Source organism: Arthrobacter sp. B1I2 (genome assembly GCF_030816485.1).
In the GTDB taxonomy this organism is placed as follows: Bacteria; Actinomycetota; Actinomycetes; order Actinomycetales; family Micrococcaceae; genus Arthrobacter.
In genome coordinates this window covers 1,905,073-1,927,628 of record NZ_JAUSYC010000001.1, presented here as the reverse complement: position 1 = coordinate 1,927,628, position 22,556 = coordinate 1,905,073, and the positions used below count along the sequence as shown (strand labels likewise).

The window sequence follows — 22,556 nt, the reverse complement described above, 5'->3', positions numbered from 1 at the left end:
GGCAAGGCTCCCGGTGCGCATCCGTTATAGGACAGTCACTCCCAGATGGGCGGCAATGAGCGGCGCGAGGAGTCCCAGCTGATAATCGTCAATGACCATCCCGGACAAGCTGCCGAGTCCACTGATCTTGCGGAATTCCGTACCCCTGAGGTCGAAGTCCTTCAGCTTGGCGCCGGCCAGGTCCAGCGATCCCAGCGTGCAGTCCTCCAGCTTCACGCGGGTTGCGCCGGCGGCACCGAGGTCCAGTTCGTTGATGATGCAGCCGCTGATTAGAACGTCCGTAAGCTTGGCGCCGCGGAGGTTGAGGAAGTCGATCTTGCCGCCGTCGATCCGGACGGATTGCCAGCCACTCTCGTATAACTCGGCTGAGCCCAGCCGTGGATTGCGGAACTCCACCTCGCGCCAGGTGCTGCGGGCACCGCGGAAGACGGGCGCGTACAGCTCTGCGATGATGCAGTCGCGGAACGAGGCGCCGCGGAGCTGGGCCTCATTGAGGGACGGGCCGTCGAAGTGGCATTCGGAAAAGACAGCACCGCCCAGGTCCAGGCCGTCAGCGACGGTACGGCTGAAGCGGGCGTTTTCATACCTCCCGCCGGGCCGGAACACCAGTTCCGGACTGTCCTCAAGGTCCCGCAACTGCACTGGGGAGAGCCGGGGCAGCGCCACCTTGGCCGGGCCCTTGCCGCGCACTTTATCCATGGCCCTGAGCCTAACGCGGGCACCCGCAAGGAACAGCACGGTGGGGCCAGGGACTTGAATAAGTAAGCAAGCTTTGCTTACTGTGAAAGGGCACGGTTGATCGACGGAAACGAAAGGAGGCCGGAACCATGGGCCTCGGAGACAAGATCAGTAACGCGGCAGAGAACCTTGGCGGCAAGGCCAAGGAAGCTGCAGGCAACGCAACCGACAACGACCGCCTCAAGGCAGAAGGCCAGGCCGACCAGGTCAAGGCGGACGCCAAGAAGGTGGGCGAAAGCGTCAAGGACGAGTTCAAGCGGGACTAGTTCCTTGCTGGTGCAGCCGCAGCGAACGGCGTGCTGCAACAGCCCGAGGGCGGCGGATCCAGTGGATCCGCCGCCCTTTCGCTGTCCACCCAGAATCGAATGCTCCGCACTTGTCGTTTTGACGCCTCATAACGACAAGTACTCAGCACTCGATAGGAAACCCTCACCATCCGCTGCGGGTGGGAGTATGCCCTTTGCGGGAATCTTCCGGCATGGCCATTTCCGCCCGCAGGCCGAGGAGCCGGATGGGGCGGCCCGGATCGATCTTCGCCCTGAGATCGAAGGCACGGGCCAGTACCTCTGCCGGGTCCGACGTCTCAGGAATCTTCCGCCCATAGGTGGTGGTGGTGAAGGGGGCATACCGCACCTTCAACGTCAGGCCAACCACCGGCCGCCCCTCGCCAGCAACATCCTCCAGCACCCGCGCAGCCAACTCCCTGACGGCGTCGTCAATCTCTGCCGCGTCCGTAAGATCGCGCTGGAAGGTGGTCTCCCGGCTGTGCCCGCGTGCCACCCAGGGCGTGTCATCCACCGCCCGCGCGCCGTCGCCCCGGCCAAGCTGCGCGTACCAGGGACCCATCTTCGGCCCGAACTCGGGCACCAGGTCATGGGGATCCGCGGCTGCAAGTTCGGCAACAGTCCTGATACCCAGGGTGGCAAGACGGCGCGACACTTTCGTTCCCACGCCCCACAGTTCGATGGTCGGCCGGCTCCCCATAACATCGAGCCAGTTGCCTTCCGTGAGCCGGAAGATGCCGGCAGGCTTGCCGAACCCCGTGGCAACCTTGGCGCGGACCAGCGTGTCACCAATTCCGATGCTGCAGTGCAGCCGGGTTTCCGCCAGGACGGCGTGCTGGAGTTGCCGGGCGCAGGCTTCCGGATCGGCTGTCCGGACGCCAACGAACGCTTCGTCCCAGCCGAGCACCTGGACGGTGGCTCCCGGCTGCGAGCGCAGGACTGCCATGACCTTCTCAGACGCCTCGAGGTAGGCCTCGTGGTCCACAGGCAGAATGACCGCGTCCGGCACCTTGCGCGCGGCGATGCGCAGTGGCATTCCGGATCCCACACCATACGCCCTGGCCTCGTAGGACGCCGTGGACACCACGGCACGCTCGGTGGGATCGCCGCGGCCGCCCACGATCACTGCCTTGCCGGCAAGTTCGGGCCGGCGGAGCACTTCCACGGCAGCGATGAACTGGTCCAGGTCCACATGCAGCACCCACGGTTCGCTCACAAGCCCCAGTCTGCCCCGGCCGCGCCCCGGGCACCACCTCTTGCCCCACACCTCAAGGCCCGGAACGCGAACGGCGCGACTGACCCCTGCCGCTGCCGGTTAGCCTTGGGCCATGACCAATGTGGACCTGAGCGCCGAGAGCGCCGCTGCCGGTGGATCCCCCGCCCTGGGCGGCTACCTTGCCGTACCGGAAGGGCAGGGCCCTTTTCCCGCCGTCGTCATGATCCACGAAGTGTTCGGCCTGAATGACCAGGCCCGCCGGCACGCGGACCGGCTGGCCCGGGCCGGCTACCTCACTCTGGCGCTGGACCTCTTCAGCGACGGCGGACCACGGCGTTGCCTGGTGGGAACCATGCGTGCCATGGCAGCCGGCACAGGACGGCCCTTCATCGACATCGCCACGGCCCGTAACTGGCTTGCGGAGTCGGATCTGGGCAACGGCCGCACCGGGGTGATCGGCTTTTGCATGGGTGGCGGGTTCGCCCTGCTGGTGGCCCGGGACGGGTTTGACGCTGCCTCGGTCAACTACGGCCGGCTCCCGGGAAAACAACAGGAGGACCTGGTGGAGGCGCTGCGCGGGGCCTGCCCCATCGTGGCCAACTACGGCGGCGCGGACAAGCCGCTGAAGGGAGCCGCGGCCCGGCTCGACTCAGCCCTGGACCAGCTGGGCATCGAGCACAGCGTGAAGGAATTTCCCGGTGCCGGCCACGCCTTCCTCAATGACGAAGAACTGGGCCCGGTACTCCTGCGGCCGCTGATGAGGGTTATGGGAGTGGGCCCGGACCCCGAGTCCTCGCCCGAAGCCTGGCAGCGCATCGAGGACCACTTCGCCCGGTATCTGAAGGACTGAGCGCTCCCTCCCAGTTACTGCAGTGCAAGCCCGGCATTTCCTCCGGACACGCCGTGTCGCCAGCCGCGTGGGCAGTAGTAAGTGGGCAGGAACGTCCAAAAGAAACGGCGACGGCGGGCCGCCCCATCAAAGGGAGCGCCCCGCCGTCGAAGGTTGCGTGGAGAAGCCGGCTGCTAGCTGTACAGCTCGCTCTTGGGCTGGTTGGTCTTGACCTTCTGCCAGCCCAGCCACAGGACCACCGCGAAGAACGGGATGGTGGCCAGGGTCCACAGTCCCAGGTAGAAGACCTCGCCGGTCTTGCTGGTCATGGTGTCGAACCCGATCAGCACGGTGATGGCGAACAGGCCAACCAGGCCCGCCCAGCTGGTCCAGGGCGAGCCGGGCATCGGCAGGCTGGAGGTGACGCCCTTGCGGCGGCGCAGCACGATCTGGCTGGCGAAGATGGAACCCCAGCAGAAGATGACGCCGATGGAGGCCGAGTTCAGTGCCAGGTCAAACGCGTGCGAGCCGCCCAGCCAGATGTTCAGCATGATGCCCACCAGGTAGAACGCCGCGATGGCCAGGATGGCCGCGTACGGGACGTGGCGGGGGGACATTTTGGTGAGCCACTGCGGGGCGTGGCCGTTGTTGGCCATGGTGCGGAACACGCGGCCGATCGAGTACAAGCCGGAGTTGCAGGAGGACAGGGCCGCGGTGATCACGACCATGTTCATCACGTCGCCTACCCAGCCCAGGCCCATCTGGCCGAAGACGGTGACGAACGGCGACGTTCCGGCCACGTACTGGTCCGAGGGCAGCAGCATGGCGAGCAGGGTCACGGAACCGACGTAGAACACCACAATGCGGAGTACGACGGCGCGGACGGCCTTGGGCACCTCGCGTTCCGGATTCTGCATCTCGCCGGCGGTGACGCCCACCAGTTCGATGCCGTTGTAGGCGAAGATCACGGCGTTGAGGACCAGGACCATCACCAGGGCGCCCTTGGGGAACATGCCACCTTCAGCGGTGAAGAGGTTGGCGACCGACGCGTGGCCGTCGCCCACCTGGGCGTTGGTGACCACCATGAACGTGCCCACCACCAGGAAGATCAGGATGGCACCGACCTTGAGGCAGGAGGCCCAGAACTCAAACTCGCCGAACGCCTTGACGCTCAGCAGGTTGACGGCCACCAGGAGGGCCAGCGCGGCGATGGCCGAGGCCTCCACGGGGACGTTGGGGAAGAAGAACTGGAAGTACAGGCCGATGGCAATCAGTTCGGCGATGCCGGTCATGCCCCAGTTGATGAAGTACATCCAGCCGGAAAGGAACGCGCCCTTCTTGCCGAACATCTCCCCGGCGTAGCTGACGAATGAACCGGACGTCTGGCGGTACATGATGAGTTCGCCCAGCGCCCTCATCAGGAGGTAGGCGATGACGCCGGCAATGGCGTAGGAGAAGATCAGGGCCGGGCCGGTGGAGGCGAGGCGGCCGCCGGCGCCCATGAACAGGCCGACGCCGATGGCGCCGCCCATGGCGATCATGGTGACGTGGCGCCTGCCCAGCGTTTTGCTGTAACCCTCGGCGCTGAGGGTGGGGTCGACGGCGGTGGATGGTGCCGTGGGATTCTGGAGATCTGTGGGGGTACTTTGAGGCACAACTGTTCCTTGTGGGTTGGGGGTTGGCCGCATCCGGACTTCGTATGATCAAGCTCACAAAATTCGGCCTTTCAGCCGTGGAACCAGCAGTTGTGAGCGTAGATCTTCGAACTGCCGAAGCTTCACGCGGCCTGACCATCCTACAAGATGCTTCCGGGTGGTACGTGACGTGGGCTACAGCCGCCCCGCCGGCGATAGTCTGGAAGCATGGCAACAGCCCACCGCTTACCGCCCGCTCCGCAGCCCCAGCTGTACTGTTTCTCCCCCATGGACCTGGCCACGCTGGGCCTCTATGTTGCCATTGCGGGGTTCTTCGCAGCCGCCGGCGATCTGCTGGCCCCGCTCCTCCGGCAGGTTGCCCCGTCCCCTGCAGCCGCCTCCTACGCCGTGAACCTGCTGTTTTATGCCTCGGTGGGCATACTGGCGCTGCTGGCGGCCCGCAAGGTGGTGGCCCGCGATCTCAGGGTCTTGGCGACCCGGCCCTGGTTCACGCTGTTGATGGTGCCGGCGGCCGTCATAGCGATGATGATCCTGACCGCGGTTGTGGTGGCAGCAAACGGGCAGGTCGAGACCTCCGCGAACCAGGCGGGCTTGCAGGCTTTGATGCAGCAGGTCCCGGCGTGGCTCATGGTTCCGCTGCTGGTGGTGGTGGGTCCCTTCGTGGAGGAATACATCTTCCGCCACCTGCTGATCGGCAAGCTAAGCAGGCGCATCAACATCTGGATCTGCTGCGCCCTCTCCGTGGTGCTGTTCGCAGCGCTGCACATCGTGGGCCAGGAAGCGGTCACCTTCACCGCATTGCTGCCCTATCTGGCCATGGGAGCCACGCTGGTGTTCGTCTACGTATGGACGGGCAGGAACGTCATGTTCGCCTACTTTGTCCACGCCGCAAAGAACCTGCTGGCCGTGATCCTGGTCTATGCCATCCCGCCGGAATTCTTCAGCCAGATGCAGAACGTCCAGGCGTAGGCCCCTGCACCGTTCCCCCGGCCATCCGCCCGGCCCTCACTCCGGAAGTGTGTGCCCCCGGAAAGTGAACCGGTGGCTGCCGCTGGTCCAGCCGGCAATGTACACCTTGATGCCGTCGGCCGCGTTGGTGCCGCCGAGGTAGCGGTAGCTTTCGCCCGGGTTGTAAACGGCAGGGGCATCCGGATCCGCGGGCAGCCCGGCCCCGAACTCGATGACATCGCGCCCCATACGGTAGGTGCCCATGCCTGACACCAGCTGGAAGGTTTCAGGCGCACCCGCCGGTTCCACGCCGTCGAGCACTCCGCCCGGCTGGAAGGTGAGTTCCAGGGCAAAAGCGGTCCTGGTGCCCTCGAAACCAATGTCCAGGACAGCCTGGCCGTCGCCACAATGCACAGTGGCTTCCGTGAGCAGCCGGTGGACGTCCGCCGTCCGGGCACCGAACTCCATGCCGGCGCTGAACCGGCCTTCATGCTCCAGCGCGTATATCCCGTCCGCCCGCAGCTTGTCCGCTGGCAGAGGCTGATAGAAGTTCGCTTCCAGTTCTTCCCGCAGGACCAGGGAACGGCCACGCCGGGCCGTGTGCTGGCTGCGGAACGGCCCCAAGTCAAAGAAGCTCCTGGACAGCCGCACGCCGGACAGCACCGCAGCGCCGTTCGCGAAGCGGAGGAATGTGGGGTTGGTGGCCAGACCTGACCCCACCCCTGGGACCAGGGGATCGCAGCCGCCGAATACGGTGGCCACCGTACCTGCGGAGCGGAAGCGGTAGGCGCCGCAGCTGTCCAGGGCCGCTTCCGCCGGGGTCAGGGCCGGCGGCTGGGACAAGCCGGCGTCCGACGGCGGCACGGCCGGAAGTGCCCCGGCCAGCCACGGATCCAGCCTGGTGAGGGCCAGCAGCTTAGCGGGTTCGTGGAGCGGGAGGGTGGCCAGCCAGGCGGCTGCCGCGGCGAAATCGGCACGTCCGTCCTGCGCAGCCAGGCGCCGGTACAGATGGAGGAACGGGGCGGCGCCGAAGGCCATCCATTGGTCCTGCCGCCTTGAGAACACGGACTCCACAGTGCCGTCCGCGTTGAACCAGGGCAGGAAAGCGGTGAGGTTCCGCCGGACGTGGTCCAGGAGTCCGGGCCGGTCCGTACTGTCCGCAATGGTCAGCAGGGATGGGTTGGTGACCGCCGTGGCATACAACGGACTCCGTTCCGAATACATGCCGTCCGGCAGCTGGTCGATCCCCTCCGCCAGCCACTGTCCGATCCGCTCGTCGATGTCCTGGCGTGGCTGGATCGTGCTGATCTGGGCCAGGGCTGCGCAGAGCTCCCAGCGGTGGTTGGGCGTGTGGACTCCCCCGGCCACCATGGCGTCAACGGACCGGGCGACGATCCCGGCCAGCCGCGCGTCGACGCCGGCCAGCAGGGGCCCGGGCGCGTCCACGGCCCGGATGAGCCGCATCGCCAGGCAGACATCGTTCAAGGTGAACGCGGAGTCCGGCGGCGAGCACAAATTGGTGCCGTCAAAGAGGCCGGTGGACCCCTGCAGGATTTCCAGCCGGTCCAGGCACCGGGCCATCGCCTCTCCCAGCTGTTCCTGCCGGTAGAACCCGGAGCCGGGCTGGGTAAAGGCTGTAACCAGGGCCAGCAGCCTGGCCATGGCGGGCCGGTGCGCCAGGGCGGGGACGTCGCCGTCGTGCGTTGCCAGGAACGCCGCCACGTGCCCGTCCGCTGCCTTCGCCACCCGTTCCAGGAAAGCTGTGTCCGCTGTTGCTGTCTGCAATGCTGCTGCCTTTCACCGGTCCCGCCGCAGCGGGACCCTGCTGATTGTTCATGCGTTAGTGGGTTCTTCAGGCCGGCTAATCCTTCAGGCCGGCGCTGACGTCCGCGTTCAGTACGTACTTCTGGAAGACGAAGAACACCAGGACCAGCGGCAGGAGCGAGATCACGGAGGCACCCAGGAGGACCGGCCAGTCGATGTTTTCCGCGCCCACGATGCTCCGCAGCGCCACCTGCAGGGTGTACCACTTGGGGTCGTTGAGCACGATCAACGGCCAGATGTAATCGTTCCAGCGCCACTGGAAGGAAAAGATGGCCAGCGTGAACAGGATGGGCTTGGAGAGCGGGAGCATGATACGGAAGAAGATGGCCAGCTCGCCCGCGCCGTCAATCCTGGCGGAGTGCAGCAGGTCGTCCGGAACCGTGAGGAAGAACTGCCGGAACATGAACACGCCGGTGGCCGTCAACACGGACGGCACAATGATGCCGGCCAGCGAGTTGTACAAGCCCAGGTCCCGGATCACCGAGAACGTAGGGTTCAGGATCACCTCGGTGGGCAGCATTGTGGTGGCCAGGATGCAGACGAAGAACAGCCGGGTGCCCCTGTTGTTGTACTTGGCCAGCGCATAGCCGGTGCAGGCACTGAAGAAGACCGTCAAAACGGTGGTCACGATGGACACCGTGGCCGTGTTCAGGAAGTACTGCGCAAAGTCCACCCGCTCCCACGCGTCCGCAAAGCCCTGGAAGGTCCACTCGCGGGGAATCATGGACAGCGGATAGCTGAACAGCTCGCTGCCCGGTTTGAACGAACTCAGCAGGAACCAGAGCAGCGGCAGCGCATAGATGGCGGCGATGAGCCACATCAAGACGGTCAGCGGCACGGAGGCCTTGGCCCGGATTTCACTGTTGCCCGGCTGGTGCCGCGATTTCCTCCTGCCCTGCGTTGCGGATTTTCTTTCGGCGCCCAGGGCGGGTTCCTCCGCCACGGCAGGAGGCAGGTTGGCAGCTGTTGCCATGGGTCAGCCCTTCTTCCGGTTGAACCGCAGCTGGATGAGGGCGATGGCCAGCAGGACCACCATCAGCACCATGGAGGCCGCGCTGGCGTAGCCCACCTTTGACTGCTCAAAACCGGTTTTGTAGATGTACTGGACGATCAGGGTGTTCTGCGTCCCCGGCCCACCGCCGGTCAGCGCCTGGATCATGGCGAATTCCTTCATGGCATGGATGGTGGAGAGCAGGATGACCATGAACGACGTCGGCGCGATGCCCGGCAGGGTGACGTGCCGGAAGCGCTGCCAGGCGTTGGCGCCGTCCAGCTCCGCTGCCTCCAGGAGGGATTCCGGGATGTTCTTCAAGGCCGCGATGAACAGCAGCATGTTGAAGGCGGTGCCGCCCCAGGCCGACGCGAAGATGACCACGGCCAGCGCCAGGTTGCCGTCGCTGGACCACGGCAGCGGATTTCCGCCGAGGGTGGAGATCACGAAGTTCACGAACCCGAAGTCCTGGCCAAACAGCCACTTCCAGATGACGCCCACCACGATGGGGGAGATCAGCCAGGGCAGGAAGATCACCATCTTGGCCGCGGTGCGGCCGCGGACCGCCTTGCTGACCAGCAGCGCGGCGACTCCCAGGGAACAGACGTAGACCAGCGGAACGGACAGGACGGTGTACACGAAGGTCCTGCCCAGCGCGGCGTAGAAGCTTCCATCAGCGAAGAGTTTCTGGAAGTTGGCCAGGCCGATGAAGTGCAGCTTGCCGATGCCGCGGTAGTCCGTGAAGGAGTACAGCAGGCCCAGCGCCCCCGGCCACACGAAGAAGACCAGGAAGAGGACAACGTTGACGCCGATCAGCACCAGCGGTGCGACGACATAGCGGTTCCGGCGTTTATGCGCGGATTTGCTCCGGACCGGCGGCGGCGCGGGCGTGTCCGGCGCCGCCGCAGTGCTGATGGTTGGTTGGGCCACGGGATCAGGCCCCGTTGTAGAGCTTCACGATGTTGTCCACCGTGGTCTTGGCGTCCTGGCCCCCGGAGAGCATTTTCACGGTCTCCTCCCGCAGCGGGTCGCCGGAGAACGGCGTCTCGGCATAGGCCTCGGCCACGACGCGTTTGATGGCGTTGTCGCCCTTGGCCTGGTTGGCGGCGATCTGCTTTTGGTAAAGCTCGAAGGAAGGCTGCTGGAACTGGTACTCCACCTTGAGGTCCTTGGCGGGCAGGTAGCCCCCCAGCTGCGCGAACTCGATGTAGTTGGCGTCCTCATAGAACCAGTCGATGAACTTCTTGGCTTCCTCGTCCGCGCCGGTGTCCTTGAAGGCGACCATGAACCCGCCGCCCAGGTTGGTGGCGTTGACTTCCTTCTTCGGCAGCGGGACCGACAGCCATTCGAAGTCCTTGATGTTCTTGTTGAAATCGGCAACCTGCCAGCTGCCGGAATAGTAGGCAGCAACCTGGCCGCTCTTGAACATCGCGTTTCCGTCCTCGCCGCTGAGCCAGACGGACTTGGGCATGGTCTGGTCATCGTTGATTTTCCGGAAGTACTCCAGGGTCTCCACGGCCTTGGCGTCGCCAGTGTACTTGCCGTTTTCCTTGGCGAAGGCCGTGCTGCCGAACTCGTACATCATGGCGCGCAGGCGGTGTCCGGAGCGGTCCATGACCACGCCGTACTTGGCGCCGGCCTTCTCGCGGACCTGGTTGACGGCCGCGATGAATTCGTCCCAGGTCCAGGTGTTCTCGATGGCGGTCGGGTACTTGACGCCGGCCTTGTCGAACAGGCTCTTGTTGACGAACAGGCCCACGGCGGTGAGGTCCGAGGGGATGGCGGGGATGATGCCGTCCGGTGACTTCTGGAGGTACTTTTCGTCGATCCCGTGGGACTTGGCAATGTCCGACAGGTCCTGGAGCTGGTTGGCCCAGAGTGGATCCAGCCCGGTGACACGGGCCAGGGCCGGCAGGTCATTCGCCGTGGCCGCGTTCTTCAGCTTGGTGGTGATGTCAGCCGTGGGAACGTCAACCACTTCGATGGTGATGCCGGTGGCTTCCTTGTACTTTTTCGCCGCCGCAGCAAAGGCACCGCCCTGGTTGGTGTCCCCGGACAGGATAAGCTGCAGGGTCTTGGAGCCTCCATCAGAGGAACCCCCTCCTCCCCCGCTGCAGGCCGTGAGTCCAGCGGCCAAGGCCGACAGTCCGAAAGCCGTCAGCCCAAACTGGCGGCGGGTGATGCTGGAGATTCTTGTCTTCTCTGACAATGCTCTGTCCTGTCTCTCGCTATAGCTAGGGAAAAGCCTTTCCGAAGAAAACTGTGACGTATGTCATGACATAATGTCAAGAATACTTTTCGGCTTACAGGAACTTTCATGGGGATCTTCCGCATCGCCCATGCCGCCTCTACCGTGGACGGATGGGACTGAACATCCAGATAGTCATCGATTCCGCCAGGCCGCATGAGCTCGCCGACTGGTGGGCGGAAACCCTGCAGTGGGCGGTGGAACCACAGGATGCCGGGTTCATCCGCTCCATGATCGAGCAGGGTTTCGCCACCGGGGACCAGACCATGACGCACCGCGGCAACCTGGTGTGGAAGGACGGTGCCGCCATCCGGCCGCCGGAGGAGATTGCAGCCAAGGCCCCCGCCCGGCGCATGCTGTTCCAGACGGCACCGGAGGAGAAAATCGTGAAAAACCGCGTGCACTGGGACGTGAGGCTGGACGGCCGGGACAAGGACGAGGTGCGGCGCGAGCTCGAGGCCCGCGGCGCTTCCTTCCTATGGTCGGCGCGGCAGGGGCCGCATTCCTGGCACACCATGGCGGACCCCGAGGGCAACGAGTTCTGCATCAGCTGACGCCGATTACTAGACTTGGACGGTGAGCAACCAGATCCCCGCACCGGTGTCCGACGTCTTCGATCCCACGCGCTGGCGGGTGGTCTCCGGCTTCGAGGACTTCCAGGACATGACCTACCACCGCCAGGTGGAGCGGGATTCCGACGGCGGCTGGGTGCGTGATTTGCCCACGGTCCGGATTGCGTTCAACCGCCCCGAGGTCCGCAACGCGTTCCGGCCGGGCACCGTGGATGAGCTTTACCGCGCGATGGACCACGCCCGGATGACGCCGGACGTTGCCACCGTCCTGCTCACTGGCAACGGCCCCTCCCCCAAGGACGGCGGCCACTCCTTCTGTTCCGGCGGCGACCAGCGGATCCGCGGCCGGGACGGCTACAAATATGCCGACGGCGAGACCCAGGAAACCATCGATCCCGCCCGTGCCGGCAGGCTGCACATCCTGGAAGTCCAGCGGCTGATGCGCACCATGCCCAAAGTGGTCATTGCCGTTGTCAACGGCTGGGCGGCCGGCGGCGGCCACTCGCTGCACGTTGTCGCCGACCTCACCATCGCATCCCGGCAGCACGGCAGGTTCAAGCAGACGGACGCCACCGTGGGCAGTTTCGACGCCGGCTACGGCTCTGCGCTGCTGGCCCGCCAGGTGGGGCAGAAGACCGCCCGGGAGATCTTCTTCCTGGCCCGCGAATATTCCGCTGAGGACATGGTCCGGATGGGCGCGGTGAATGAGGCCGTGGACCACCAACGGCTGGAGGAGGTGGCGCTCGAGTATGCCGCGGACATCGCCCGCCAGTCCCCGCAGGCCATCCGCATGCTGAAGTTCGCCTTCAACCTCGCGGACGACGGCCTGGCCGGCCAGCAGGTGTTCGCCGGCGAAGCCACCCGGCTGGCCTATATGACGGACGAGGCGGTGGAGGGCAAGGAGGCCTTCCTGCAAAAACGCGACCCCGACTGGTCACGCTTCCCGCACTACTTCTAAGGCAGGACGGCAATGAACAGCGAAGCAACACCGGCGCCCGCCCCAACCGGGCCCCTGAACATCGAACCTGCCCTGAAAGCCCTCGCGGCCGCCCTCCACGGTGAGGGCCCCGCCGTCGAACTGTCCGTTGGGCCGGACGGCGGACTGGTGGTGGGCCACGTGGAAACCCCGGGCTGCGACGACGCCGTGGCCGTTGTCCGCACCTCCGGTTCCACCGGCACACCCAAGGCAACCGTGCTGACCGTGGAATCCCTGGCCGCTTCCTCGATGGCCACCGCCCTGCGGCTCAAGGGCGAGGGGCAGTGGCTGCTGGCACTGCCGGTCCAGTTCGTCGCCGGCATCCAGGTGCTGGTGCGCTCCCTGTTCGCCGGCACCCGGCCCTGGGTCATGGACATGTCCGGCGGCTTCACCCCGGAGGCCTTCACCGCCGCCGCACTGGAGCTGACGGACAAAATCCGCTTCACGTCGCTGGTTCCCACCCAGCTGCAGCGGCTCCTGGACGATCCCTCGCCGGACACGCTTGCCGTACTGCGCCGGTTCAATGCCATCCTGCTGGGCGGCGCCCCCGCACCCCCGGCCCTGCTGGCAGCCGCCCGGGACGCCGGTGTCCGGGTCGTCACCACCTATGGTTCCGCGGAAACCTCCGGCGGCTGCGTGTACGACGGCTACCCCCTGGAAGGTGTCTCGGTCCGGGTGGCCGCGGACGGCCGGATTTTGCTGGGCGGGGACACGGTGGCCGCCGGCTACATCGAGGCACCGGACGAGGAAACCGGAACATTCTTCGAGGAGGACGGCGTGCGCTGGTACCGCACCAGCGACCTGGGCTCCATCGACGACGACGGCCGGCTCACGGTGCTGGGCCGGGCCGACGACGTCATCATCACCGGGGGCGTGAAGGTCTCCGCGGGGCACGTCCAGGAGCAGCTGGAAAAGTCCGGCGCCGTCGCCGCGGCTTTCGTGGCCGGCGTCCCGTCCGCGGAATGGGGCCAGGCCGTGGCCGCCTTTGTGGCCCTTGCCGGAGAAGACGGGGCCCGGGAAGCCGGGGACACCGCCGTCGTACTCCAGCAGCAGTGGCAGCAGCAACTGGGAGTCCTGGCACCCAAGACCGTCCTCACCGCTCCGGCCCTGCGGATGCTGCCCAACGGCAAACCGGACCGGCTCGCCATGACCGCCCAACTCAGCGCCCTGCACGGGGGAAAGTAGAGTGGACCTGCACCGCCGCGGCGGGTGCGCATGTCTTATCCTGCCGTCTTACCGAAACAACACGAGGTACTAACCGTGGCCACAGCCGCCCAATGGATCCAAGGCGCCCGACTCCGGACGCTGCCGGCAGCGATCGCGCCGGTGCTGATCGGCACTGCCGCAGCCTACGAGATGGGCTCGTTCCTGCTGCCCAACGCCATCCTCGCGGCGCTGGTGGCGCTCCTCCTCCAAGTGGGCGTGAACTTCGCCAACGACTATTCGGACGGCATCCGCGGGACTGACGATGACCGTGTGGGTCCGCTGCGGCTGGTGGGCTCCGGTGCCGCCCAGCCTGAACACGTCAAGTGGGCGGCGCTCGGTACGTTTGCCCTGGCCATGGTTTTCGGCCTGGTTTTGGTGTTCCTCACCCAGGCGTGGTGGCTGATTCTGGTGGGGCTCGGCTGCGTCATGGCCGCCTGGGGCTACACCGGCGGCAAGAACCCCTACGGCTACATGGGCCTGGGCGACCTTTTCGTCTTCGTCTTCTTCGGCCTGGTGGCCACGCTGGGCACCACGTACACACAGGCCGGGCACATCAGCCTGTCCGCGGTCATCGGCGCCATCGGCACCGGACTGATCGCCACTGCGCTGCTCATGGCCAACAATGTCCGGGACATCCCCACCGACATGCAGGCCGGCAAGAAGACCCTGGCCGTGCGGCTGGGGGACAAGCACGCGCGCGAAAGCTACGTCCTGATGCTCGCCGTCGCCATCCTGCTGGTGGTGATCCTGGCCCCGGGCCGGCCATGGATCCTGATCGTGCTGCTGCTTATTCCGGCCTGCCTGATGCCGGCCTGGCTGATGATCAACGGACGGAAACGCAAGAGCCTGATCCCGGTCCTGAAGCAGACCGGCCTGATCAACCTTGGCTACAGCGTGCTGTTCTCACTGGGGCTGATCCTCAGCCACGGGTTCTAGCCCTTGGTGTTGCCGCCTTTGGCGTTGTTGATGGTGATATCCGGGTTGGCGTCCAGCAGGGCGTCCTCGGCGTTGGCGTCCTGGACCTCACCGGCGGAGCGCAGCGGCTTGGCCTTGCCCGAGAAGCGGTGCTGCAGGGCCGCCGCGGCAGCGTCGCGCTGTTTCTGGAAGAACAGGTAGCTAATGGCGAAGGCAATGAGCGCGGCGCAGATCACGGACATCAGCACCCCCACCTGCAGAAGCGCGAACAGGGCAAACAGGGGCACGAAGATTGCCAGCCGGATCAGGGAATATTTCAAAAAGGCCACTATTCAAGTTTAGCCGCCTCCGCCCGCGGCCCCTGCGCGTCCTGACGATAGACTTAATGGCATGCTCTTCCGTGTGGCTTTGGCCGTCGCAGTCCTCGTCATCTTTGTGTATGGCCTGGTGGACGTGATCCGCACTGAGGGCCGCCTGACCCGGGGAATTTCGAAACCGGCATGGATCATCGTACAGATCGTCCTGCCCGTTTTGGGCGCCATCCTGTGGCTGCTGATTGGCAGGCCGCGGGGTACAGCCCAGCCGAGGCCGGGCTACCCGCATCCCGTGGCTCCGGATGATGATCCGGACTTCCTCCGCAATCTCGAGGCCCGCCGCCGCAGCCAGGCAGAGGCCGAGCGCCTGAAGAAACTCCGGGACGAGCTGGAGGGAAAGGCCAAAGAGGACGGCGGGAAAGGCCAGCGCGGCACCGACGAACATGATACCGACGGACTGAAATAACGCCCATGGCGTTCCAGCCCGGCGGTGACGAGCGCCGCCCGTCGGCTCCCCCACCGAGGCCCGGCCTGTCCTACTCTGCGCCGCCGCCCATTCCGGTCAGTCCCCCGGCGCCCCGGACAGTCCGCACGGCCCGCACGCTCTGGTTCTCCAGCTTTGCCGCGGGGCTGGCCGTCCTGCTGGGATCCTTCGCGGCCCGTGAGTCCAACCTGCAGCGGCTCCGCGGCGTGGTGGCAGACATGGCGTCCGGCAGCGACGCAGAATCGGTGGGTACGGCAGCGGAAATGGTCTTCTGGGGAAGCATTGGCGCACTGCTGCTGGTGACGCTCCTCGAGGCGGCCGCTCTGGCGGCGGTGCTGGGCCGCCGGAACTGGGCCCGCTGGGTCCTGGTTCCGCTGCTGGCCAGCCACCTGCCTCTCCTGCTTCTGGCGTCCGCGTTCCTGGTGCCCGGCGGTGACGCCGGCAGCTACGTGGTGATGTTGTGGGGCGCCGGCCTGCTCCTGGCGGTCGCCGGGCTGGTGTTTCTGTTCCTGCCGTCCGCCGGAGCCTGGCTGCAGCGGGAGCACAGCCCGGGTTGAGCCCATGCCCTACGCTGACTGCGCCTGGCGGTCCCTGCCTGCGCAGTCCGCCAGGACACCCTCGCAGCTGCGGACCACCACCCGGCATGCTTCAACTGCGGATCTGGCAGTCAACGGGCTTTCGGCAACCCTGCGCCAGCGGGCCAGTCGGCGCCGTGCTTCACCCGCCAGCACGTCGGGGCCCGAATCCGGTGCCACGCCCAGCCGGAGGTACGCTGGCACGCCGCGGCCGCCAATGAGTTGTTCGGCTTCGGCGGCGAGTTCGGGTGCCAGCTCCACCTCCGTGGTCCGCAGGGCCGCCAGCAGCCGGAGCTCGCGGAACTCATGCGCGTTGACCAGCAGCCGTTCCAGGGACGCCGCCAACCGTTCCGTTCCGTGGCGGGGGCGGCTGTCCAGGAGGTTACTTACCGCCACCAGTGCGGTCCTGGCCTTCAACTCCTCTGCCCTCGCCTGGAACTGCCGGTCCAGAACGTCCAGCAGCGGGTCCAGTCCGCTGCGCCGGGTCAGTTCATGGGCCAGCGGCGTGGGCTCCGGGTACCCGTTGCGGATGAGGACCACGGCCAGCCGGATACCGAAAAGCCCATAGCGCTCCAGCAGCGATGACCGCGCCTCTTCCGTCAGTGCTTCCGGTTCCCTCGACCGGCGGAACCTGTCGGCCGAAAGCATCATCCGTTCACGCGCGGCCCGGTCCAGTGTGGCCAGCAACTGGAGGGCCGCAAAGTCTGGCTGGCGCAGGGTGCGGGCGCTTTGGGCCAGGAGGCCCGCCACCGGGACAACGCCCAGCGCCAGCTTCCGGAGGTTGGGGTCCCGGCTGTACCTTTCCGCGATGCCGGCGGCGGACAGAAGGGAGTCGATGCGTCCGGCTCCCACCTCGTCGGCCCGGGACAACACCGCGATGGCGTTGACGGTACCCGAGCGACCGGCCCCGGTATCGCGGAAGGACTCCAGGAACCGGAGATCGGAGGCATGCATGTGGCGCATCAGGTAGATGACGGCATCAGCTTCCGACGGCGAGTCCTCCGGGGTCAGGAACCGTACGGACCGTGCGGACACATCCTGGGAGAGGGAAGCGATGCCGGGGGTGTCGATCAGCGTCATGGACTGAAGTGTCGGCGCCGGCCATTCGACGTCGAGCCGTTCCACTTCTTCCGCCGGGATGCCGTCAAGGACGAAGACCAGGCGCCCGTCCACGCGCTTCAGCGGCAGGTTCCGCGCCTCCCCGGTTATGGGGTGGAGCGTGATGCGGGGAGTGTGTCCGTGCCGGTACCACGTGACGATCCGGGTGCATTCGCCGGTGTCAGTGGGCGCGATCTCCTCACCGATGATGGCATTGAGCAGCGTGGACTTACCGGCTTTCACCATGCCTGCAATGGCGATCCTCAATGGCTCAGCCAGCCGCCGCGCATAGCCCTGCAGCGCCTGGGCGGCCTGGGGGTCGTCGCGGTAAAACTCCAGCGCTTCACGGATGAGCGCGGCAGCCCCGGCCGTGGTGGACGCCGTCATCCCACTCCCGCCCCGGTGCGGGCCCCGGCTGCGGTTACCTCCGCGGACACGGCTTCCGCGGCCCGGCGCAGCGCATCCACCTTTGTGAGCTCAGCCTTGATGTCCCGGATGCGCCCTTCCTTTTCCTGGGCATACGAGCTGGCAGCTTTCTGGGCCGCGGCCACCGAATCCGACAACGACCTGTGGTACTCGTCCGCGATCTCGGTGAAGTGGTCCCGGATGGTCCGTTGAACCAGGCGGAGCCTGTCCTTCAACTGTTTCCCCACCTGGAAGGTCACATCGTCCAGTTGCCGCCTGACCAGCGCTTTCGCCTCGCCCTGGCGCCGCTTCAGCCGCGTTTCCTTGTCCTCCCGGTAGGCCTTGCGGCCCAGCAGCAGCCCGGCGCCCACCGAGAGCGGATTGATCAGGGCCATCCCGAAAATGCCTGTCAGGAGGCCAAACATCAAAACACCGCCATAGGACCCGCGCATGCCGATAAGGACTTTTTGGACCGGGTTTACGCGGCCCGGGTCCAGGTCCGGCATCTGGTCCACCGGGTCCAGGGCGTCCCCTGAGTCGGAGACGTGCAGGACGGGAAGCGAAACGTCATCGGCGGCGAAGTGCTCGGCCACTTGCGCCGCCAACCATTGCGACCGCTCGCTGGTCCAGACGAAGGTGTCGGAAACCGCCGCGGCGACGCACTCTTCGAGCCACTGGGAAAACTCCATCCACACGGGACCGGGATCCCCTTGGTCGATGGCCGTCTCGGCTTCGCGTTGAATCCGGCGCAGGCGGTCCCGGAGGTCGTATTCCATGTCTGCAATGAGGTCGTTGATGCCGTCGCTGAGGGTCAGCTGCCAGCGCGCGGACCGTTTCCGCAGGTCGTCCGCCTCGGTTTTGGCCTGCTCAAGGGCCGCGAGTATCTGCGGCGTACCGCCAGGGTTCTCCAGGGCCTCAAGCTCCGACTGCAGGGACAACCGCAGGTTGTCGGTCACGGACAGAAGGTCCTGGCTGACCGAGCGGCGCTGGATGCGCTGCGCCTTGCCCACCACCTCGTTCCGCAGGTGGGCCACCAGGCCCGGGAAGCCCGACTCCTGGTTAAGCTCGCTGTCCTGAAGCCGCGAAGCCTCAAGGCGGAGGTCCGCGGACAAGGGGAACAGCGGAATGTCCGGCGCCACCTGTTCCAGGTGTGTCCTGTCCAGCTCCTCCACGCGGCGCCAGTCAGGGTAGAGGTCCGTCTTGGAAAGGACGGCTGCAACGCTGGGGGTGATCCGCATGGCCTGGCGCAGGAACCGCAGTTCCGGTTCCGTGTATTCCTGGGAGGCGTCCGAGACCAGCAGCATGGCGTCAGCGGTGGGAAGGGCGGTAAGGGTGGTCAGGGTGTGGGTGGAGCCCATGCCGCCCACGCCCGGGGAGTCGATGATGGTGAGCCCGCCGGTGAGGATCCGGCGCGGCAGGCAGACCTCCGCGGCCGCGAGTTTCCGGACGTTTCCCGGGTTGCCCTGCTCCGAGACCAATGCGGGCAGCTCGGACAGGTCCACCGGGCGGCGCTCAACGCTGCCATCCACGCCGTCGCCGGCAGCCTCCCCGGGAGGCTTTTCCGGTGCGGGTACCAGTACGGCGGCCGAGGCCGGTTCCCCATAGCGGACAATGGTGGGCACCGAGGTGGCGATATCGTCATCCACCGGGCATACCGGCGCATTCACCAGGGCGTTGATGAGCTTGCTCTTCCCCTGCTTAAACTCCCCCACCACAATGACCCTGATGCTGGGGTCCTGCAGCCTGGCCATGGCCTGGTCCAGCCTCCTGCGCAGGTCCGCACGCTCCCCGCTGCCCACCAGCTGCAGGCCCTGCTCCAGGAGCCTCACCAGCTGCCCGGCCGTGATAGGCCCCGGTACCCTTGCCGGTCCTGCTTCTGCCACAGCGCGTCCCTCGTCCCAGTCGGTGATACCGGAAGAGCCCGGCAGGGGGCGGATGCCTCCTGCCGGGCGGTTCATCTTCCGGAAATAGCGTGTTACAGCACGGTGGAGTCGTCAACCACCGAGTCATTGATGGTGGTCTGATTGTCCAGGTCCACTTCCGTCTGGGTGGAGTTGTCCTCCGCGAAATCGAGCTGGTTGTCCGTGACCACCACGTTGTCCTCGACGATGCTCGTGGCCGAATTGTCCTGGAAGGAGTCCTCCACATTCACATCCACTGCCGTAGTGGTGGAGCTGTCCTGGTTGAAGGAGTCCTCCACCTCCACGGAGTTTTGGGTGGAGTTATCGGAGTTGTCGTTGAACGAGTCACGGACATCGAGATCCATGTCGGTGCTGACGGAGTTGTCCGAATGGTCGGAGTAGTCGGAGCTGTCCGAATTGTCGTTGAAGGAGTCCTCCACATCCAGGCCCAGGTCAGTGTTGAAGGAGTCGGCAACGCCCGTCTCCTCATTGCCGATGCTGACGTCTCCGCCGGCATGGATGGAGTCATCGGTCGAGTGGTCGGTGTTGTATGAATCCCTGATGTTGTTCGCATCCCGGATACTTGCGTCATCACCGGCGGCCACGGCATGGTCCCCAGAGGCCACTACGGCATCGTTGTCGAACCACTGCTCCACGTCTCCGTGCGCCCAGACGTTCTGGTACACGGACTGGTCCGTGATGGTGTCCCGGTCGTCCAGCATGGTGGTGTTGGTGGTGTAGGAGAAATGGTTTACCACTTGGTGCAGCTGCTGTACGGCGTAGGCGTGGTCGTCATGGTCGTAGTTCGCGCCGCCATGCGCCGTCCCCTGGCTTCCGCCCTGAATGGCTGCTGCGGCGCCGGCAGGGCCGGCCGCCACGGCCGCCTGTCCCGCCCAGGCGCTGCCGGCGCCTGTGTTGTCCTCACGCTCGAAGGAAGAGGCATTGACAGTGATGGGAGCGTAGTCGAGGACAACAGGCATTGCAGCGTCAACGTCAGCCAAGCTGACGTTGCCCAGGCCGTGTTCGGCCAGCGCCCTCTCCGGGTTGTCCAGGAACCCCTGGATTGCCTTGCGGTTGCCAAAGAGGTGCATCAGGAATTGAACAAGGTCGTTTGCGAGCGTTGGCATATGCCTGGTCCTCACGGCTTCTTTGAGTAGCGGATCATGCGGCGGAACTTATCCGGTTGCTTCAAAACTAGGGTCGCTTCCGTGGAGGGGGCATCGGGCGCTTTCCCCCTGCCGGTTTGTGCCGTCCCGGGGTGCCCCTGCCTCCGCGGCTAGGGGTGTTAGGGACTATTCCTGCTGGGGATTCATGTGCTGGGAATGCTCAACACCGAGGGCCAGCCGCAAACGGGCCAGGAGGTCGGACCGGTTTTCCGCGCCCAGGCGGCGCCTGATCCGGGCAATGTGGTGTTCCGCGGTCCTTGGCGAGATGTAAATGGCCTCACCGATTTCCCGGTAGGTTTTACCCTCAAGCACCAGCCGGGCCACTTCCTTTTCCCGCTCACTCAACCCAGACCCGTCCGGCTGGTGCGTTTTGCCGCCACTCCCGGCAGCGGTGCCCGCCGGGACCTGGGGCCCGGACGCGCCACCGGCCGGACTGCCCTGCGGGTGAAGGTCCCGGGCGCAGGCGAGCAGGCGCATCATGTCCCGCCGCTCGTCCGCACGCGCGGCGGCGTGACCGGCGAGCCTTGCGCCCTCCCAGGGCATCCCGACAACGCCCAGCAACCGGGCCGCGCCCTCCACGTCGACGGTACGGAACCGGCCGGCCAGCACGGAGACCCAGGCTTTCCCCGCCGTGGCCAGGACTGCGGCAAGTTGGCTGTGCGCAGAGGCCCGTGCCAGTGCCGTTGCGTGCGGGGCAAGATCGGCGGGACTTTCATTCAGCAGCGCGGCCTGGACGGCGGACCAATGCAGGGGAACAGCCCACAGCGGAGGTTCACCCAGGCGGTTAAGCAGCTTCCATGCCTCTTCCAGGTAATGCGCCACGCGCCGCGTCTCCCGCAGGCGGGCAGCAGCAATCAGCAGTTCGCCCCACGGCAGCAGGTTGTAAAGGTCCACCGAGGTATGGAGCATGGCTTCGCGGGCGCGTTCCCACGCCCTGAGGAGTTCCGGCACATCACCGTTCCGGCGGGCAAGCCCAACCTCGAGTGCAGCACACATGAACTCGTCCCGCGGGACCAGCGGCCAATGGTTTACCTTGGCGGCTTCAGTGGCGGCGAGCCGGGCGTCTTCGAGTTTGTCCTGCATCATGGACGCCCAGGCCTGGAGCAGCAGGAGCCTGGGCTGGGCGGCATTGCCTCCCTGCCCGGCGGCTGCCGCAGCCCGGCAGATGGTTTCCGCCAGGTGCGGCTCACCGGTGTGCAAGGCCAGCAGGGCTGCAAGTGCGGCTGGTGTTTCCGGCAGCGGAAGCGCCGCGCCTGCCGAGTTCAGCATGTCCGAGGCATGGATCAGCACGGATATGCCCTGTTGCGGTTTCTCTCCCAGGGACGCAAAGATTCCTTGGCCCGTCTGCACCAGGGTGGCCGCGAGAAGGGTGGGGGAAGCTGCCGGAGCGTCCGGCTGCAAAAACGCGTCTGCACCGGGCCGGTCTCCGATTCCTATCAGGACGACTGCCGCGAGGGGCGCTGAGAAGCCAACCCGCTCCGGACCCAGCCAGCTGTAGACGTCCGCGCCGCGGGCCAGCATTCCCCTTTGCGCCCAAACGGAGGCGGCCACATCCGCACACCGCCGGGCATCCTGGGGGTCAGTGCTCTCCAGGAGGCTGTCGATAATGCGGGCCGCGGCATCAAGTTCACCGTCACCGGCTGCCGCCTGCGCGCGCCTCGCTGCCGTCGCCACCGGATCGGCACCGGCCAGGAGCGCCTCCTCGTAGAGCTGGGACGCAAGACGGGGGTTATGCTCCAGCGCACTGTCCGCGGCCAGTTCCAGCTCCGCGGCCACCCGCGGGTCCGTGAGGCCTCCCCGGGCCAGCTCGCGGGCGAGGTTTCCCAACCGTTGCCCTGTAGAAGCGAAGATGTCCACGAGCTCGCGCTGGAGGGCGTGAACCTTGGCAGTTGGGGTGGCGGCCAGCAGGGCGTGTTGGGCCGTCCCCACCACAGTGCCGTCCGGCCTCAGCAGTCCTGCGGCCTCTGCCCGGTCCACCAGGACATCAAGGTCCTCCACCGCGCCGTTGCCGATCTTCTGCTGGAGCGCCGCAGGCAGCGGCCCCGGCAAGGCGAAGCCCACCGAGAGCGCCAGCAGAAGTTCCCGCACCGCGGCATTGGTGCCCTGCAACTGCTTGGCCATCAGCTCGGCGGCCTGCTGCGGATTCCCCTGGTGGTCCGGTCCCGTGTACAGGCCTTCGGGCTGGTCCGCCCGTTGAAACTGCCCGTCCAT

General features: G+C 66.2%; 21 protein-coding genes. 9 read left to right on the top strand and 12 right to left on the bottom strand.

Annotation, left to right across the window (positions count from 1 at the left end):
* Positions 1-24: 24 nt before the first annotated feature.
* A complete protein-coding gene (locus tag QFZ57_RS08935; protein ID WP_306899597.1) occupies positions 25-699 on the bottom strand; it encodes a pentapeptide repeat-containing protein in 675 nt (224 codons plus the stop codon).
* Between the two features lie 128 nt (positions 700-827).
* On the opposite strand from QFZ57_RS08935, the gene QFZ57_RS08930 reads away from it, so the two are divergent.
* Positions 828-1,004: a CsbD family protein gene (locus tag QFZ57_RS08930; protein ID WP_306630075.1), complete on the top strand. Its 177-nt coding sequence runs from the start codon at positions 828-830 to the stop codon at positions 1,002-1,004.
* 163 nt (positions 1,005-1,167) lie between these two features.
* On the opposite strand, the gene QFZ57_RS08925 is transcribed toward QFZ57_RS08930, so the two are convergent.
* The gene (locus QFZ57_RS08925; protein WP_441296739.1) at positions 1,168-2,238 is read right to left on the bottom strand and encodes a DNA polymerase IV; all 1,071 of its coding nucleotides are present in this window, start codon (positions 2,236-2,238) and stop codon (positions 1,168-1,170) included.
* Between the two features lie 112 nt (positions 2,239-2,350).
* Here QFZ57_RS08925 and QFZ57_RS08920 point away from each other — a divergent pair, with 112 nt between their 5' ends.
* A complete protein-coding gene (locus QFZ57_RS08920; protein WP_306899594.1) occupies positions 2,351-3,088 on the top strand; it encodes a dienelactone hydrolase family protein in 738 nt (245 codons plus the stop codon).
* Between the two features lie 173 nt (positions 3,089-3,261).
* Here the strand turns inward: QFZ57_RS08920 and QFZ57_RS08915 are convergent, their stop codons facing one another.
* On the bottom strand, positions 3,262-4,722 hold the full coding sequence (locus QFZ57_RS08915) for an amino acid permease (protein ID WP_306899592.1): 1,461 nt from the start codon (positions 4,720-4,722) through the stop codon (positions 3,262-3,264).
* Positions 4,723-4,929: 207 nt separating this feature from the next.
* Between QFZ57_RS08915 and QFZ57_RS08910 the strand changes: the two genes are divergently transcribed.
* Entirely contained in the window at positions 4,930-5,691 is a 762-nt protein-coding gene (locus QFZ57_RS08910; protein ID WP_306899591.1) for a CPBP family intramembrane glutamic endopeptidase, read from the top strand.
* Between the two features lie 36 nt (positions 5,692-5,727).
* On the opposite strand, the gene QFZ57_RS08905 is transcribed toward QFZ57_RS08910, so the two are convergent.
* The 4 genes from QFZ57_RS08905 to QFZ57_RS08890 all read right to left on the bottom strand — a co-directional run bounded on the left by QFZ57_RS08905 (position 5,728) and on the right by QFZ57_RS08890 (position 10,694).
* Complete coding sequence (locus QFZ57_RS08905) at positions 5,728-7,455, bottom strand: hypothetical protein (protein WP_306899589.1); 1,728 nt, start codon at positions 7,453-7,455, stop codon at positions 5,728-5,730.
* Positions 7,456-7,531: 76 nt separating this feature from the next.
* Complete coding sequence (locus QFZ57_RS08900; protein ID WP_306630070.1) at positions 7,532-8,467, bottom strand: carbohydrate ABC transporter permease; 936 nt, start codon at positions 8,465-8,467, stop codon at positions 7,532-7,534.
* Positions 8,468-8,470: 3 nt separating this feature from the next.
* The gene (locus QFZ57_RS08895) at positions 8,471-9,415 is read right to left on the bottom strand and encodes a carbohydrate ABC transporter permease (RefSeq protein WP_306899587.1); all 945 of its coding nucleotides are present in this window, start codon (positions 9,413-9,415) and stop codon (positions 8,471-8,473) included.
* A gap of 4 nt (positions 9,416-9,419) precedes the next feature.
* Positions 9,420-10,694, bottom strand: a complete 1,275-nt coding sequence (locus QFZ57_RS08890; RefSeq protein ID WP_306630068.1) for an extracellular solute-binding protein — start codon at positions 10,692-10,694, stop codon at positions 9,420-9,422.
* A gap of 152 nt (positions 10,695-10,846) precedes the next feature.
* Between QFZ57_RS08890 and QFZ57_RS08885 the strand changes: the two genes are divergently transcribed.
* From QFZ57_RS08885 to QFZ57_RS08870, 4 genes are all read left to right on the top strand, one after another.
* The gene (locus tag QFZ57_RS08885) at positions 10,847-11,287 is read left to right on the top strand and encodes a VOC family protein (protein WP_306899585.1); all 441 of its coding nucleotides are present in this window, start codon (positions 10,847-10,849) and stop codon (positions 11,285-11,287) included.
* A gap of 22 nt (positions 11,288-11,309) precedes the next feature.
* The gene (locus QFZ57_RS08880) at positions 11,310-12,263 is read left to right on the top strand and encodes a 1,4-dihydroxy-2-naphthoyl-CoA synthase (protein ID WP_306630066.1); all 954 of its coding nucleotides are present in this window, start codon (positions 11,310-11,312) and stop codon (positions 12,261-12,263) included.
* 12 nt (positions 12,264-12,275) lie between these two features.
* A complete protein-coding gene (locus QFZ57_RS08875) occupies positions 12,276-13,466 on the top strand; it encodes an AMP-binding protein (protein ID WP_306899582.1) in 1,191 nt (396 codons plus the stop codon).
* A 75-nt stretch (positions 13,467-13,541) separates the two neighbouring features.
* A complete protein-coding gene (locus QFZ57_RS08870) occupies positions 13,542-14,423 on the top strand; it encodes a 1,4-dihydroxy-2-naphthoate polyprenyltransferase (protein ID WP_306630064.1) in 882 nt (293 codons plus the stop codon).
* Here the strand turns inward: QFZ57_RS08870 and QFZ57_RS08865 are convergent.
* Positions 14,420-14,731 (bottom strand): DUF4229 domain-containing protein, encoded by a 312-nt coding sequence (locus QFZ57_RS08865; RefSeq protein WP_306630063.1) that lies wholly within the window; start codon positions 14,729-14,731, stop codon positions 14,420-14,422. The genes QFZ57_RS08870 and QFZ57_RS08865 overlap by 4 nt on opposite strands.
* A 61-nt stretch (positions 14,732-14,792) precedes the next feature.
* On the opposite strand from QFZ57_RS08865, the gene QFZ57_RS08860 reads away from it, so the two are divergent.
* The gene (locus QFZ57_RS08860; protein WP_306630062.1) at positions 14,793-15,182 is read left to right on the top strand and encodes a PLD nuclease N-terminal domain-containing protein; all 390 of its coding nucleotides are present in this window, start codon (positions 14,793-14,795) and stop codon (positions 15,180-15,182) included.
* 5 nt (positions 15,183-15,187) lie between these two features.
* The gene (locus tag QFZ57_RS08855; protein ID WP_306630061.1) at positions 15,188-15,757 is read left to right on the top strand and encodes a hypothetical protein; all 570 of its coding nucleotides are present in this window, start codon (positions 15,188-15,190) and stop codon (positions 15,755-15,757) included.
* 9 nt (positions 15,758-15,766) lie between these two features.
* On the opposite strand, the gene QFZ57_RS08850 is transcribed toward QFZ57_RS08855, so the two are convergent.
* The 4 genes from QFZ57_RS08850 to QFZ57_RS08835 form a co-directional block, all read right to left on the bottom strand.
* Positions 15,767-17,260 carry a dynamin family protein gene (locus tag QFZ57_RS08850; protein ID WP_306899579.1) on the bottom strand — a complete coding sequence of 498 codons (1,494 nt, stop codon included), beginning with the start codon at positions 17,258-17,260 and terminating at the stop codon, positions 15,767-15,769.
* Complete coding sequence (locus QFZ57_RS08845) at positions 17,257-19,125, bottom strand: dynamin family protein (protein WP_306901562.1); 1,869 nt, start codon at positions 19,123-19,125, stop codon at positions 17,257-17,259. The genes QFZ57_RS08850 and QFZ57_RS08845 overlap by 4 nt, the downstream gene beginning before the upstream one ends.
* Before the next feature lie 128 nt (positions 19,126-19,253).
* The gene (locus QFZ57_RS08840) at positions 19,254-20,306 is read right to left on the bottom strand and encodes an IniB N-terminal domain-containing protein (protein WP_306899577.1); all 1,053 of its coding nucleotides are present in this window, start codon (positions 20,304-20,306) and stop codon (positions 19,254-19,256) included.
* 165 nt (positions 20,307-20,471) lie between these two features.
* Positions 20,472-22,556 (bottom strand): LuxR C-terminal-related transcriptional regulator, encoded by a 2,085-nt coding sequence (locus QFZ57_RS08835; protein ID WP_306899576.1) that lies wholly within the window; start codon positions 22,554-22,556, stop codon positions 20,472-20,474.